Raw genomic sequence first — 14,583 nt, 5'->3', positions numbered from 1 at the left:
GCGTAGCAGCCTCCTTTAACTACATCGGCTCTGAAGTCGGCACCAGCCGCAACAGTGAACCGTTGTCACCATGCTCAACGGCGAGGTAGACCAGGCCGTCCGCGCCCATCTCTACATCGCGGATGCGGCCCAGGTTGGTGGCCAGCGCTTCGCGCTCGACCTCGACCCCGTCTCGCAGGCGTACCCGGTAAAGGGTGCGGGCCTTGAGGGAGCCGATCAGCATGTCATTCTCCCAGCCCGGGAATTGCTCACCCCGGTGGAAGGTGAAACTGGAAATGGCCGGCGCCGGGGTGAATTCCACCACGGGCGGCACGGTGTCCTCATAGGCGAAGTCCAGGCCCAGATCCTCGCCGATGGTGACAGGCTCACCGCTGTAATCGATGCCCCCGGTGTACAGAGGCCAGCCATAGTTGCCGCCGGCTTCTATGCGGTTGACCTCGTCGCCGCCGCGGGGCCCCATCTCGGTATTCCAGATCGCTTGGCCGCCGGGCGCTGCCGCCAGCCCCTGCGCGGTGCGGTGACCGTAGCTGTAAACGGTGTGGCGGGTGGAGCCCTCCTGCCGTTCGGATTCGGGCAGATAGAAGGGGTTATCCTCCGGTACCGTACCATCGTCTCGCACCCGGTGTACCTTGCCGTAGGGCGTATCCAGTTTGTGCAGGTTGCTGTAGGGCGCTTTGCCGCCCACGGTGACGTAAACATGCCCGGCATTGTCAAAGGCCAGCCGGCCGCAGGCCACCGCGTCCGGTACTACCGTGTAGTAATCCGGGTCGACCGACCAGATAAGCTCTTCATCAACCCACTGGCCGTCCCGCAGGCGCCCCCGAAGCACCCGCACCATGCTGACCGGCCAGGGGGAACCGCAGTCGAGCTGGCAGCGATGAGTGTGAGACAGGTAGATCCAGCCGTTGTCAGCAAACGCCGGGTGCAGTTCGACATCAAGCAGGCTGCCCAGGGTGAGCTGTGAGCCACGTACCGTGGCGATGGGTGCCCAGACTTCGGGGCTGCCGGCGATCGGTTCACCCTGCACACCGTCGGGGGTAACCATGGAGAGGCCACGGGATTTTTCTGCCACCAGGATGCGCCCGTCGGGCAATGGGGCAATGGCGTAGGGGCGGGCGACCAGCTCGGCGACCTTTTCAACCCGGAAGCGGTGATACTGCGAGCTGACCACCTGTTCCTCTACGTCGAGAAAGTAGGAGTCGCTGGTGCTTGGCCAGGCGCGCCGCCGTTCAGCCACGTAGAGCGCCAGGGCCTTGATGCTCTCGCTGGAGATGGATTCCCTCCAGTCAGCGACATCAGAGCCGGGGTGTCGCTCTACGATGCTGGCCATCAATTGCGGGACGGTGTCGCCGTGTGCCAGCGCGCCGCTCACCAAATCCGGGCCAGCGCTGGTTCCCTGCAGGCCGTCACCGTGGCAGTCGGCACAATGCTCAGCAAAGGCCAGCTTCGAGGGTTCGCGTTGATCCGAGGTGGAGAGGTACCAGGTGGCACCGCCGGCGATAAGCGCAAGCAGCAGTGCCAGGCCAATAAGCAGTTTCAGCCACCAGGACATTCAGATCGAATCCCGCATTGCAGGCTTTGGCCTGTCACAGGTAGGTGATGGTGCTGTTTGCATGTAGCGAAGTATATCTTGCGGCACACTGCCGGGGTATGCGGTTCTCTCAGCTAGCAATGAAGGGGTCAGAGCCCTTTTCGGATGAATTTGATGTCTCCTGCGGTCGGGAGATCACAGGCCTTTCGCCGGCCGCCTACGCGAGACCTGTCCCGCGGGGATTCGTAGGGCGTTTCGATATAGCGAGAACATGCTAGGCTCACGCCGCACGGGCAGGGCAGTGTCGAGGCATTATCGTCTATGCTGATACGCACCTCGAGAAATCGAACAGCAATACTGCCCAGGTGGTCATCAGATGTGGCCAAAAAGGGCTCTGACCCCTTTATTCCATGCGGAGGTGGTTATGGATAACAAGAACAGACGCCAACAGCTGGAGGAAACGGCCGCGGAGGTGAAGGCGGGCCTCGCGGGCAAGTTGGGTGATATCTGGTGGTTTCTGATGCTGCGCGGTGTGCTGGCGGTTCTGCTGGGTATCTTTGCGTTGTTCTGGCCCGACCAGAACCTGCGGGTGATTATCGTGGCGGCCGGAATTTACTGCCTCGCCGATGGCGTGACCGCGCTGATCGGCGCCCTGTATCACTCGACGCTGCGCGAACAACTCGCCCAGGCCATCCTGGTCATCGCTATCGGGGCTGTGCTCGTGTTCTGGCCCGGCGCAACTCTGCGCACGCTTTTGATGACCCTTGGCGCCGCCGTCTTTATCGTTGGCCTGGGCCAGATCATGACGTCGCGGAAGTTGCCTGCGGACGACCCTGCGAAGGAAACTACCCGGCGAATCGGGCTGGGCGCAGCTGCGGTCGGGCTGGTGCTGGCCTTCTGGCCGGGATCCGGGGCCGCGGTCATTTCCTGGATCATCGGCCTGGCCGCGCTGCTCGTCGGCGCGTTGCTGCTATTTCTGGGCTCGCGTTTTAAACGCCTGCGCAGAAAAATGCTCTAACACCGTTAACTGGCATTCTCTCATGGTGAAGAAGACGACTTCCCCTGCAAATGCTGGCTGCTATTGTGGCAGCGCAGAACCTTTTGAGCGCTGTTGCGGCCTGTATTTAAACGGTGACGAAGTGCCCGCCAGCGCTGAGCAGTTGATGCGCTCTCGTTACAGTGCTTTCGTGTTGTGTAATGAAGAGTACCTGCTGGCAACCTGGAGCCCGGACAAGCGCCCGAGCCGGGTTCGGTTTGACAGCAAGCAACGCTGGTTGGGGCTCAGTATTCGAGCGACCAGTGGTGGCGGTGCCCGGGACACTGCAGGCACCGTGGAATTTGTCGCCAGGTTCAAGATCGACGGCAAAGGTCACCGATTGCATGAGGTAAGCCGTTTCGAAAAACGAGAGGGGCGATGGTTTTACCTGGATGGAGATCACCTGTAACCGGGAATAAACCAAAGCGTCTTCGCGGGCGCGTCGGTGAGCCAGCGTTGCAGCACATCGCGGGATGTGGAACAGGGCTCTGACCCCTTTATTCCCTCAGGCCTTTCTTGCCTGTATTTTCCGGCCCTTAACGCCGCCACTTGCCAGGATCGCCAGCGCTTTCGCGGCCTGCGCCCGGGTGATGGCGACGTACGCAACCATATCGAAAATGTCGATCTTGCCGATATGATCTCGCGTCAGTTCTCCCGTGGCGGTAAGTGCTCCCAGGATATCGCCGGGGCGGAGTTTGGCCTTGCGCCCGGCGTTGAGAGCCAGTGTTTGCATGCTGCCTTTGATCGCCAGGTTGGGTTCCGATACTGCGGGCAGATTTTGCAAGCTGGGGGCCCGATTCAGTAATGCCTCTATCGCATTGACCCGCGGCGCTTCCGCCGGCAGGAACAGGCTCAGGGCCAACCCTTCGTTTCCAGCGCGGCCGGTGCGGCCGATGCGGTGGATGTACACCTCGGGGTCGTGGGGCAACTCGTAGTTGACGACGGCAGCCAGTTCCTTAATGTCGAGGCCGCGGGCTGCGACGTCGGTCGCGATAAGTACCGGTATGCTGCCATTGGCAAACAGCACCAGCACCCGGTCGCGGTCCTTCTGTTCGAGGTCGCCGTGCAGGGCGACGGCGCTGATGCCGCGCTGCTTCAGTGCCTCGGCCAGTTCTTCGCACTGTTGTTTGCGGTTGCAGAAAATGACACTGCTGTCGGGGCGGAAGTGTCGAAGTAAGGTTTCAATGGCGTCCAGCTTGCTACCCGATCCGATTTCGTAAAAAAGCTGTTGGATCACGCTGTCGTCGTGGAGGCTCTCGACGGTAATTTCGACGGGATTTTTCTGCACCTGGTTGCTGATGGCGAGAATTTCCTGCGGGTAGGTGGCCGAGTAGAGCAGGGTCTGGCGTTGATCCGGCGTAAACGCGATCAGGGCGTTGATGTCGTCGAGAAAGCCCATATCGAGCATCCGGTCGGCCTCGTCCAGGACCAGCGTCCGCAGCTGGTCCAGTTTCAGCGAGCCTTTCTGGCAGTGTTTGAGCAGCCGCCCCGGAGTGCCTACCACCACGTGTGGCGGATGGTCCAGCGACGCCAATTGCGGACCCATGGGCTTTCCGCCGCAGAGCGTGAGAATTTTTACATTGGCGAAGGGCCTGGCAAGCTGGCGCAGCGCCTTGCTCACCTGGTCGGCCAACTCGCGGGTTGGGCAAACGACAAGGCTCTGCGTCTGGTACAGACGAGTGTCCAGGCCTTGCAGCAGGCCAATACCGAAAGCGGCGGTTTTACCACTACCTGTCTTGGCCTGGGCTTTAACATCCTTGCCTTCCAGCACCGCTGGCAGGCTTCCCGCCTGAATGGGTGTCATGGTCTCATATCCGAGGCTCTTGAGATTGGCGAGTACTTCAGGCGGTAGCGGCAGGCCGGAAAAGTCGTTGCTGTTCATGGGGTGTTTGCTCTGCTGTGGGCCATCAAAGACTCCGCAGCAGCGACGGAGTTACTTTTGTTGGCGGGTAGCACAGTCTACGACGAAAAGGGAAAGGGGGTCGGAAAAAGGGAGGACCCCTTTATTCAGGTTAGTATTGATGTGCAGACTAGCCGTTAGCCACAAACTGTCCAAGCGAATGACAATAATGGTCTAGCGCCAATCAGATGTGGCCGATAAGGGCTCTGACCCCATTATTTCTCCTTCTTTATTTGCTTTATACCAACAACCTTTTTAATACCTTTGTCTAACATTTATTGCTACAGGCCCTCTCATCGAGAAAGCTAGATTGAATGTCACTTCGAGCCCAACGCGAAGCCCGCTCGCTGAGTTTTCTGAATCTAAGTGACTAATGTGTGTAAAGATATCGTCACCCAGTTCTGCACATCTTATAAACCCGAAGTCGACACGATCTGATGTAACTTGACCGTTATAGGAGAGCATTTTTCCTGCACCGTCGAGGCTGTGACCGTCAAGCTTTCGTCTGACAAAAGGTGGCATTTTGGCTGCTTTAAGATTGTCAAAAATACCTAAAGCGACTGACTTGTCCTGATACAGGTAATGTTGCCTAGCAAACCAAAACTGAGCGGTATAATTGCTGTCGCCAGGAGAAAAACTTCGCTTTAAATGGTGCATTATTTCTTCGGCGACCGATTGGTCATTTTTCGCTATCAGGTACTTGGACAATTCTAAATGCAGTGGCTTACTATTTGGATTTTTTGTAATAGCTTCCCTCAATATTTTTGTTGCGCTCTCGGTCTCTCCCCCGTGCCGTAGGTTTCTAGCCAAAGCAATTGCGACATAGTCACTAGACATGTTTTGTCGATAAGCCCGGTCTAGGACTGCCCGTACCTTGCTACTGTCGTTAAGCTTTTCGGCCAACTTGGCTTGAGAGACAAGCAAATATTCATCACTAGGATATCGCTGTAAGCCTTTATATATAGCATCCTCTGCTCTCTTGATAATGCTAATCAGCGCCCGTTCTTTAAGATCTTCCGGCTCGCTGCTAGGGTCTGCAATAGTCCGTAGCTGATCCTCCAGCTCGTCTAATAGCAACTCGGCAATGGAGTGGCTGGGCCTAGAGTCATTATCATTCTTGAGCAGTCGTTCAAGGATAAGTCTCGCCTCCGCCCGATATTTGTCTATCTCCAATTTATTTTGAGATTCTTTCGCCATTCTTTTGTAAATTAGTGCTTTGGTGTGCAGAATTGATTTGTCAGTTCTATGCGCCTCTAGTTCTCTCTCAGCCCGATTGATCGCACTCATGGCAGCGGAAGCCTGTGCGCCTGGATGATTTAGCTCAAATATTGCTCTTTGATGCCAAATATATGAAGGAGAAGCACCAGCTTCTTCTGCAGCATCATAAATTTTCTTTGCCAACCCTTTGTCACTGAATAGTTTGGCGAGTGTCTTACCCCGAATAATTGACGAAAATGCATGCTTATCAGCATCGTAATCAATATTCATTTTCGATATAACCCGGACTATTTGCTCTGCTTTGTCAGCGGGATTATCGAGAGCTTGGTCAAATACAAACTCGGCGATTAATGGGTGTCGCGAAACATATACATAGTCTCGTGAGCGCTGATCCATATAAACTTTTACTAGGTGCTCTAAGGGTGCAATAAATCTCGATTTGAAATCTTCGATACTGATGCCTGAAATACGAGATACAAGGCCTGCCCTGACTGGAACATTGAGTCTGTGTAGCGTACAGACGTCCATGTATAGTAGCTGGGCTTCTGCTGGGTTTATTCTCTGATACTCGTCATATACGATTTGCTCGAAGGGCTTCCCTGACGTCACTTCATGCAGCGCTACGAGAAGCTGACGGTCAGATGTTAGCCCAAAGTTCCGTTTGACCTCGGGCATATCTTCATTTCTGAGGTTTCCGAGACATTGGAATTTTTCTAGTTTGCTAATCAACAAGTCGATTTCGCGATCACTCAGCTTTTCTAACTCATATTCTGCCGAGACATATCGCTCTAAGTCACCGCCATCTTGGTTCCATTCGTTGCTGCGCGAAGTGGTCAAAATGACTAGTTCGTCATTATCATGCTCGAGTTGATCGTAAAGTTTTTGAAGGTCTGCTTTATTAGCCAGTGCATCATCTAGTGAGATGACCAACCGTCCATCAATATGCCCGATAAGTTCTTTAACTAAAGATGGCCGTAGTACAGCGCCTTTCTTCAAGTAAAAAACCGCTGCCTCATGATCTCGAGCAGCATTCCATGAGACACGTCTCAAACACACGCTTTTACCACTACCAGCGTATCCTTTGATTAAGAAAGTATTGAATCCTGTTATCTGATCATCTATCACCGCATCGATAAGCAATTGGTCACTTATCTTTCTCTCTACATCTAAATCCTGGTTGATGCCTGCCCATCCATCGTCGAGCCCGGTGTAAAAGTCCTTAGGCGAAACCCCACCAACTGGCATGCCGTCGTAGACATGTTCTAATTCTGTTGAGAGATATTGCAGGAGTTGCGGCGTGACGCTTGCGCCTGATTTGAGGAAACTTCTATAGGATTCTTTTGAGGGTTGAATAAGCGCACCAAGAACCCTCATGTTTTTTTCAATCAAATTATCAATATTCGACAAAAATTCGGCGAAAGTGGATTTAACAGGGTTTATACGGTTTGATTGCCACATTTGAACGTCGAACTTATTCAAACCCGGATCTACTACCATATAGTTTGGGCGATTAATTCCCTTGTCGAACAAATCGAAGAGTATTTGTTGTATGTTTGGATCTCCGATCTTATAACCACAAAATATAATTGGGTGCTCAAGTGCAGAGTCAGAAAGATGCTGAAAAAGTCTCACTCTATTTCTTTGGTGCTTAGCGTACTCTTCGCTCGCGAGAATTAAGGGTAAATTCTCATCGTTTATTACCGATATGCAGCCATGCAGCTTAAAATACGGAAGCTTATCAGGATCTCGCATCGCTTCGCTGAACTGATCGCCGTCGCGAAATATCGGGGCTAACTTCTGGAGCCTATCTTTAACTTGGTCATATGCTCGCTCAATCACCAAGTCGTAGTTAGTGGTATATATTGAGTGCCACCTAAAAAGCGGGATTAATTTATGGAAGTTTGCCGGTTGTAGTGGGTGAAACTGATTTTTTATGAAAACTTGGACCTCGTTCAATCCCGCTTGGTGTTTGGCGTAGTCGGCGACCTGAACTAAGCTTTTGTCCTTTTGATCGCCCCCGAGGAACCTATCACAAATTAAGTCACGGAGTTTTTCTGCAGAGAATCTTACCGGCCCTTCAGGTATCTCTGCATCGTAGGATGCTCCCGCCCCCAAAAACAATATTGCTTGACCATTTCTAATCTTGTCTAGGATCCAGGCAGAAATTTCATTCTCCATATATTACTTCTCCATGTTTGCTTGCCTGTTAAGACGTGACCATTTTAAGGCTCTGAGGTGGCTAGGGCGAGGCGCTCAAGGTAATCTATATACATAATGTCCAATTGCCGAAAATGTTCAGCTGTATTTAACAATCCATTACAAACCAATTTAAGATCGACGGATGGTAAAGAGAAACTTTGGTGCCAGTTAGAATACTCTTCTTACGGGGAATTAATATTTGTGCGACCACTGCGAGCTACCGGGGCAGTGGCGTAGCACTCAAGCTACTAAGGGGGCAGGCGCTGAGTCCTGAGAGTTTTCATATTATCTATTTTTGTATTGGCCGAAGCCGGGATCGAAGTGGTCAACGGTAAATGAAATCTGTTTAGAGCTTTCATTCTTACTTTAAGACCAATTTAAGTTCCAACCTTTACTATATCTGTCTCTGATCAAATAGTGGTAATAAAATTTGCCGTCAGTGAAGCCAATATTTGTTACAAAAAAGCCCCACACCTCCCGGTGCAGGGCACTTCAAAAGTTCTAACTAAAGTCAGCTAAAACTAAGCACTAAGCTCCGTAATCTCCACCGCAGCAATCCGCTTCCCTTCCTCCGCAGACTTCTGGAACTCCGCAATCTGGTCGAAGTTCATGTAGCGGTAGATCTCCGCAGACATCGCATCCAGGTTCTTCGCGAATTCCATGTACTCCGCCGGGGTCGGCAGCTTGCCGAGGATGGCGCCCACCGCCGCCAGTTCGGCGGAGGTCAGGTAGACGTTGGCGCCATCACCCAGGCGATTGGGGAAGTTACGGGTGGAGGTGGAAAGCACCGTACTGTTGGCGGCCACGCGGGCCTGGTTGCCCATGCACAGGGAGCAGCCGGGCATCTCGGTGCGCGCGCCGGCGGCGCCGAAGATGTTGTAGTAGCCTTCTTCCATCAGCTGGTGCTCGTCCATCTTGGTCGGCGGCGAGATCCACATGCGGGTGGTGATGCTGCCCTTGTGCTGCTGCAGCAGTTTGCCGGCGGCGCGGAAGTGGCCGATGTTGGTCATGCAGGAGCCGATGAAGACTTCGTCCACGCTGTCGCCGGCGACGTCGGAGAGCAGCTTGGCGTCGTCCGGGTCGTTGGGGCAGCAGACGATGGGCTCGTTCACTTCCGCCAGGTCGATCTCGATCACCGCCGCGTATTCGGCGTCGGCGTCCGCTTCCATCAGTTCCGGGTTGGCCAGCCACTCTTCCATCTTGCGCGCGCGGCGCTCGAGGGTGCGCGGGTCGCCGTAGCCGTCGGCGATCATGCTGCGCAGCAGCACGATGTTGGAACGCAGGTACTCGGAAATGGCGTCTTCCGGCAGCTTGATGGTACAGCCGGCGGCGGAGCGCTCGGCGGAGGCGTCGGAGAGCTCAAACGCCTGCTCGACGGTCAGCTTGTCCAGGCCCTCGATCTCCAGGATGCGGCCGGAGAAGATGTTCTTCTTGCCCTTCTTCTCGACGGTCAGCAGGCCTTCCTTGATCGCGTAGTAGGGGATGGCGTGCACCAGGTCGCGCAGGGTGATGCCGGGCTGCATCTCGCCTTTGAAGCGCACCAGTACGGATTCCGGCATGTCCAGCGGCATCACGCCGGTGGCCGCGGCGAAGGCCACCAGGCCGGAGCCCGCGGGGAAGGAGATGCCCATCGGGAAGCGGGTGTGGGAATCGCCGCCGGTGCCCACGGTGTCGGGCAGCAGCATGCGGTTCAGCCAGCTGTGGATGATGCCGTCGCCCGGGCGCAGGGAGACGCCGCCGCGGGTCATGATGAAGTCCGGCAGGGTGTGCTGGGTGTCGATGTCCACGGGCTTGGGGTAGGCCGCGGTGTGGCAGAAGGACTGCATGGTCAGGTCGGCGGAGAAGCCGAGGCAGGCCAGGTCTTTCAGCTCGTCGCGGGTCATCGGGCCGGTGGTGTCCTGGGAGCCGACGGTGGTCATCTTCGGCTCGCAGTAGGTGCCGGGGCGGATGCCGTCGACGCCGCAGGCGCGGCCGACCATCTTCTGCGCCAGGGAGTAGCCCTTGCCGGTGTCGGCGGGCTGCTCGGGCGTGCGGAACAGGTCGGATGCACCCAGGCCCAGCGCTTCGCGGGCCTTGGTGGTCAGGCCGCGGCCGATGATCAGGTTGATGCGGCCGCCGGCGCGCACTTCGTCCAGCAGCACGTCGGACTTCAGTTCGAACTCGGAGATGGTCTCGCCGGCCTCGTTGAGGATCTTGCCGTCGTAGGGGCGGATCTCGATCACGTCGCCCATGCCGATGTCGTCCACCGGGGCTTCGAATACCAGCGCGCCGGCGTCTTCCATGGTGTTGTAGAAGATCGGCGCGACCTTGCCGCCGATGCAGATGCCGCCGCCTTTCTTGTTGGGCACGCCGGGCATGTCGTCACCGAAGAACCACAGCACCGAGTTGGTGGCGGACTTGCGCGAGGAGCCGGTGCCGACCACGTCGCCGACGAAAGCCACGGGCAGGCCCTTGGCCTGGATTTCCTCGATCTGCTTCATCGGGCCGGTGACGCCGTGCTCTTCCGGGGTCAGGCCGTCGCGGGTCATCTTGTACATGGCCAGGGCGTGCAGCGGGATATCCGGGCGCGACCAGGCATCGGGGGCGGGGGAGAGGTCGTCGGTGTTGGTCTCGCCGGTCACCTTGAACACGGCGGTCTTGATCGACTCGGGCACCGCCTCGCGGCTGGTGAACCACTCGCCGTCGGCCCAGGACTGCATCACGGCCTTGGCGTTGGCGTTGCCTTTCTCCGCCAGTTCGGCCACATCGTGGAAGGCGTCGAACATCAGCAGGGTGTGCTTGAGCTCTTCCGCGGCCATGGCGCCGAGGTCGGCGTCGTCCAGCAGGCCGACCAGGGTTTCGATGTTGTAGCCGCCGTGCATGTTGCCCAGCAGCTTGACCGCCGCCGGCTTGTCGATCAGCGGGGAGCTGGCCTCGCCCTTGACGATGGCGGAGAGGAAGCCGGCCTTCACATAGGCCGCCTCGTCCACGCCCGGGGGCACGCGGTTGCTGATCAGGTCCAGCAGCGCTTCTTCTTCGCCCGCCGGGGGCGCCTTCAGCAGTTCGACGAGGCCCGCCACCTGCTCCGCGGTCAGCGGCTTGGGCGGGATATTCTGTGCGGCACGTTCGGCCACGTGTTCACGGTAGGCTTCTAGCACGGTAGCGCTCCTTTGGGTAACCAGGGTTGCCCCGGCGGGGAGGCCGGTGCGGTATTCCGGTGGCGATGAAAATCGACTGCGGATTATAACGCCAAGCGCCCCCCAGATAAATGAAGCGGGGCCTGATACCGTGCATTCACTGGGTCGATACCTTACACTGCCGGGCCCAGTAGACCCCCGCGACCCATGCTCGACGAATCGGTAAAAACGCCCTGCATCGGCATCTGCTCCACCGGCATCGGCGACAGCGTGTGCCGCGGCTGCAAGCGCTTTCACCACGAGGTGATCGACTGGAACGCCTACACCGCCGAACAGAAGCGCATCGTCGACCGCCGCCTGGCGGGCTTCCTCTCCCAGTGCGTGAGCAACAAGCTGCGCGTGCTCGACCCGGCCCTGCTCAAGTGGCAGCTCAAGGTGCAGAACGTGCGCTTCGCCGCCCACCACGACGAGTACTGCTGGGTCTTCAGCCTGCTCAAGGCCGGCGCGGGCCAGATCGCTGAGCCGCGCGACTTCGGCTTCGAGGTGGACCTCGCCTGGCGCGACCTGCCGCTGCCGGCCCTGCGCGACCGCATCGACGCGGAGTTCTACACCCTTTCCGAAGCCCACTACGACCGCTACATCGCCACCCCCGACCTGTTTGCCGGAGACCCTGAATGAGCAAGCCCGTCGACCTCGCCCCGATCCGCGACTTCCTGCCCTGCGCCACGCCCCGCGCCTGGGTGGACTGGGCGCTGGAGAACCCGGAACTGCTGCTGATCGACCACGCCAATTGCGAGAAGAAGGCGGCCTCCACGGCGATCAACCTCATGTACCGCTATGTGGAGCACCACTCCCTGCTGCACAAGCTCTCGCGGCTGGCGCGGGAGGAACTGCGGCACTTCGAGCAGGTGATCGCGCTGATGAAGAAGCGTGGGATCGACTATCCGCAGATTGCGGCGGCCCGTTACGCCGGCGGGCTGCGCCGGGCGGCGCGTGACGGCGAGCCGGGGCGGCTGATCGACACGTTGATCGTTGGGGCGATCATCGAGGCGCGTTCCTGTGAGCGGTTTGCGGCTTTGGCGCCGGAGCTGGATGCCGAGTTGCGGGAGTTCTATGAGTCGCTGCTGAAGTCGGAGTCGCGGCATTTTCTGGATTACCTGAAGTTGGCGGAGTCCTTGGGATCGGCTGCGGAGGTGGCTGAGCGGTTGCCGGTGTTTCTGGAGCTGGAGCGGGAGTTGATTGAGTCGCCGGATGTGGAGTTTCGGTTTCATTCTGGGGTGCCGGGGTAGGGGGCGCTGTCTGGCCGGTTTTGCGCGTGCTTTGGGGATTCGAGGGCTTAGCTGGACCGGCCTCGGGTCTGCGGCGGCGGTTTGAGGGCGCATTTAAGCCGGCCCGGCACGCGGCACGCCCCTTCGGAACGGCCACACGCTCCGCCGCGTTTGTGGGCTGCTGCGCAACTCGACCATTTTTCGCTCCGCGAAAAATTGATTCGAACACCCTTAGGGGTGTTCTCACCCCTTCGGGGCGACCTCCGGTCGTCCAAATTGCTAACGCAATTTGTGGGACTCGGACAGTGCTCGCAGAAAGCCCCCACAAACGCGGCTCCGCTAAAAGCGTGGCCTGATTGTTCCGGAGGGGCGTGCCGCGCGCCGGGCCTCTGAGGTTCGTCTGGGGAAGCAATGCGCAGCGCGAGAGGTTGGAGCCGGGCTCACGGGCTTGAAATGCTCCTGAGTCCTGAGTCCTGAGTTCGATAGTGCCCCGGTCTCCGAGTCCAGAGTCCCGCGGTCCCGGAGTCTCAGAGTTCTACTGACTCGTAGCCCCGGAGTCACACGTGCTCGGGCCCCAGCGCCTCAGAATCCAGGATTCCCGGAATCTCACCGTCCTGAAGCCTGCTTCCCGCGGAGTCTCGGATTCTCGAAGCCCCTTGGTTGGTCACCTGCAACTCGCGCAATCCGAGGCACTGCGAACACCAAGCCAGAAAATGCCGCGACATCGCAGCCACCCCGGTCCACACCCATCACCGAAAAGAGCACCGCCAACACCATGCCCCCGCCGCAACAGTCAGGCCGTGCTTTAAGCGGAGCCGCGTTTGCGGGGGCTTTCTGCGAGGACTGCCCGAGTCCCGAAAAATCGCGGAGCGATTTTCGGTCGAGTTCCGCAGCAGCCCGCAAACGCGGCGGAGCGCGCGGCCGTTTCGGCGGGGGCATGGTGTTGGTGGGGCGTCGAGGATGCGCCCCGGCCCAGATAGCGCGGAGTGGGCGGCTGATGTGGCTAGGGCATGGCGTTGGCGGGGCGTCGAGGATACACCAGATCCTCCTGAGGAATTCGCTGTAACCTATTGAATTATTGGGGAATTCTCTAGGCAGACAGAGCTGGGATCAACGGAAAGCACCCAGAGGAAGTCCTCCCAGTCCCCCAAAACCCAGCGCTCGCCGAGATCGAACTCATGATGCCCCGGCCGATGCGTATGCCCATGCACCAAACGGGAAACCCCAGCCTCCCGCATCACCCGCTCCACCTCAGCAGGCGTCACGTCCAGAATATCCTCAGGCTTGTTCGAACTCGCCTCCCGACTCTGCGCCCGCAACTGGGCAGCCAGCGCCCGGCGCTCTTCCAGGGGGCGGGCCAAAACGTCAGCCTGCCAGGCCGGATCGCGCACCTGGGCGCGGAAGGCCATGTAGCTGGCGTCCGCCGTGCACAGGCTGTCGCCGTGCATCAGCAGGGTCGGGGTGCCGTAGAGGTCCACCAGCGATGGGTCCGGGAGCAGGGTGCCGCCGGCGCGGGCGCACCACGTATCGCCGAGGAGGAAATCGCGGTTGCCGCGCATGAAGTAGAGGTCGGGGCCGGCGGCGGCGAAGGTGTGGAAGAGCTCGGCGACCTCCGCGGCCAGCGGGGCGTCGTCGTCATCGCCGATCCAGGCCTCGAACAGGTCGCCGAGGACATAGAGGGCGTCGCAATTGGTGTGGGTTTGGAGGAACCCCGCCAGGGCCGCGGTTACGGCGGGTCGGGCGGGGTCCAGGTGCAGGTCGGAGATGAAGAGGGTGCGGGACACCGTGTCCTTCGCGTGCTCAGTCCTCGACGATCAGTCCTCGACAATCACGGTCTCGATGATCACCGGGTCCACCGGCACGTCCTGGTGGCCCTTGCGCGAGGTGGTGGGTACCGCGCGGATCTTGTCCAGAACCTCGTCGCCCTCGACCATCTTGCCGAATACTGCGTAGCCCCAGCCCTGGGCGGTCTTGGCGGTGTGGTTCAGGAAGTCGTTGTCCTTCACGTTGATGAAGAACTGGGCCGTCGCCGAGTGCGGGTCCATGGTGCGGGCCATGGCGATGGTGCCGTAGTCGTTCTTCAGGCCGTTGTCGGCCTCGTTCTCGATCGGCTTGCCCGTGGTCTTTTGTGCCATTTCGGTGTCGAAACCGCCGCCCTGGAGCATGAAATTGTCGATGACACGGTGGAAGATCGTGCCGTCGTAGAACCCGTCGCGGGCGTACTGCAAGAAATTGGCAACAGTGTTCGGCGCCTTCTCGGCATCCAATTCGAGTTTGATCTCGCCGAACGTGGTGCGGATGATGACCATGGTGTC

The 14,583-nt window shown here is 58.3% G+C and carries 10 protein-coding genes; 4 read left to right on the top strand and 6 right to left on the bottom strand.

From position 1 onward, the window contains the following. Positions 1 to 19: 19 nt before the first annotated feature. Entirely contained in the window at positions 20 to 1,552 is a 1,533-nt protein-coding gene (locus tag E4634_RS01285; RefSeq protein WP_135440784.1) for a PQQ-dependent sugar dehydrogenase, read from the bottom strand. Between the two features lie 403 nt (positions 1,553 to 1,955). Between E4634_RS01285 and E4634_RS01280 the strand changes: the two genes are divergently transcribed. Both E4634_RS01280 and E4634_RS01275 read left to right on the top strand, forming a co-directional pair. Further along, the gene (locus tag E4634_RS01280; RefSeq protein WP_167854712.1) at positions 1,956 to 2,549 is read left to right on the top strand and encodes an HdeD family acid-resistance protein; all 594 of its coding nucleotides are present in this window, start codon (positions 1,956 to 1,958) and stop codon (positions 2,547 to 2,549) included. Positions 2,550 to 2,571: 22 nt separating this feature from the next. Further along, positions 2,572 to 2,976 carry a YchJ family protein gene (locus E4634_RS01275; RefSeq protein ID WP_135440782.1) on the top strand — a complete coding sequence of 135 codons (405 nt, stop codon included), beginning with the start codon at positions 2,572 to 2,574 and terminating at the stop codon, positions 2,974 to 2,976. Between the two features lie 96 nt (positions 2,977 to 3,072). Here E4634_RS01275 and dbpA read toward each other — a convergent pair whose 3' ends face one another. The 3 genes from dbpA to acnB all read right to left on the bottom strand — a co-directional run bounded on the left by dbpA (position 3,073) and on the right by acnB (position 11,021). Continuing rightward, positions 3,073 to 4,449 (bottom strand): ATP-dependent RNA helicase DbpA, encoded by a 1,377-nt coding sequence (gene dbpA / locus E4634_RS01270; RefSeq protein ID WP_135440781.1) that lies wholly within the window; start codon positions 4,447 to 4,449, stop codon positions 3,073 to 3,075. A 273-nt stretch (positions 4,450 to 4,722) separates the two neighbouring features. After that, on the bottom strand, positions 4,723 to 7,863 hold the full coding sequence (locus tag E4634_RS01265) for a P-loop NTPase (protein WP_135440780.1): 3,141 nt from the start codon (positions 7,861 to 7,863) through the stop codon (positions 4,723 to 4,725). Between the two features lie 542 nt (positions 7,864 to 8,405). Continuing rightward, complete coding sequence (gene acnB, locus E4634_RS01260; RefSeq protein WP_135440779.1) at positions 8,406 to 11,021, bottom strand: bifunctional aconitate hydratase 2/2-methylisocitrate dehydratase; 2,616 nt, start codon at positions 11,019 to 11,021, stop codon at positions 8,406 to 8,408. A 186-nt stretch (positions 11,022 to 11,207) separates the two neighbouring features. On the opposite strand from acnB, the gene E4634_RS01255 reads away from it, so the two are divergent. Both E4634_RS01255 and E4634_RS01250 read left to right on the top strand, forming a co-directional pair. Next, positions 11,208 to 11,678 carry a DUF1289 domain-containing protein gene (locus E4634_RS01255; protein ID WP_135440778.1) on the top strand — a complete coding sequence of 157 codons (471 nt, stop codon included), beginning with the start codon at positions 11,208 to 11,210 and terminating at the stop codon, positions 11,676 to 11,678. After that, positions 11,675 to 12,289 carry a MiaE family protein gene (locus E4634_RS01250; protein WP_135440777.1) on the top strand — a complete coding sequence of 205 codons (615 nt, stop codon included), beginning with the start codon at positions 11,675 to 11,677 and terminating at the stop codon, positions 12,287 to 12,289. Before E4634_RS01255 ends, E4634_RS01250 begins: the two co-directional genes overlap by 4 nt. A 1,046-nt stretch (positions 12,290 to 13,335) precedes the next feature. Here the strand turns inward: E4634_RS01250 and E4634_RS01245 are convergent. Together E4634_RS01245 and E4634_RS01240 are read right to left on the bottom strand one after the other, a co-directional pair. Next, a complete protein-coding gene (locus tag E4634_RS01245) occupies positions 13,336 to 14,052 on the bottom strand; it encodes a UDP-2,3-diacylglucosamine diphosphatase (RefSeq protein ID WP_135440776.1) in 717 nt (238 codons plus the stop codon). A gap of 30 nt (positions 14,053 to 14,082) precedes the next feature. Beyond that, entirely contained in the window at positions 14,083 to 14,577 is a 495-nt protein-coding gene (locus E4634_RS01240) for a peptidylprolyl isomerase (protein ID WP_135440775.1), read from the bottom strand. Positions 14,578 to 14,583: the final 6 nt, after the last annotated feature.

The organism is Mangrovimicrobium sediminis (assembly GCF_004745945.1).
GTDB lineage: Bacteria > Pseudomonadota > Gammaproteobacteria > Pseudomonadales > Halieaceae > Mangrovimicrobium > Mangrovimicrobium sediminis.
Note: the sequence above shows the minus strand (reverse complement) of the source record. Positions and strands in the feature narration are given on the sequence as shown.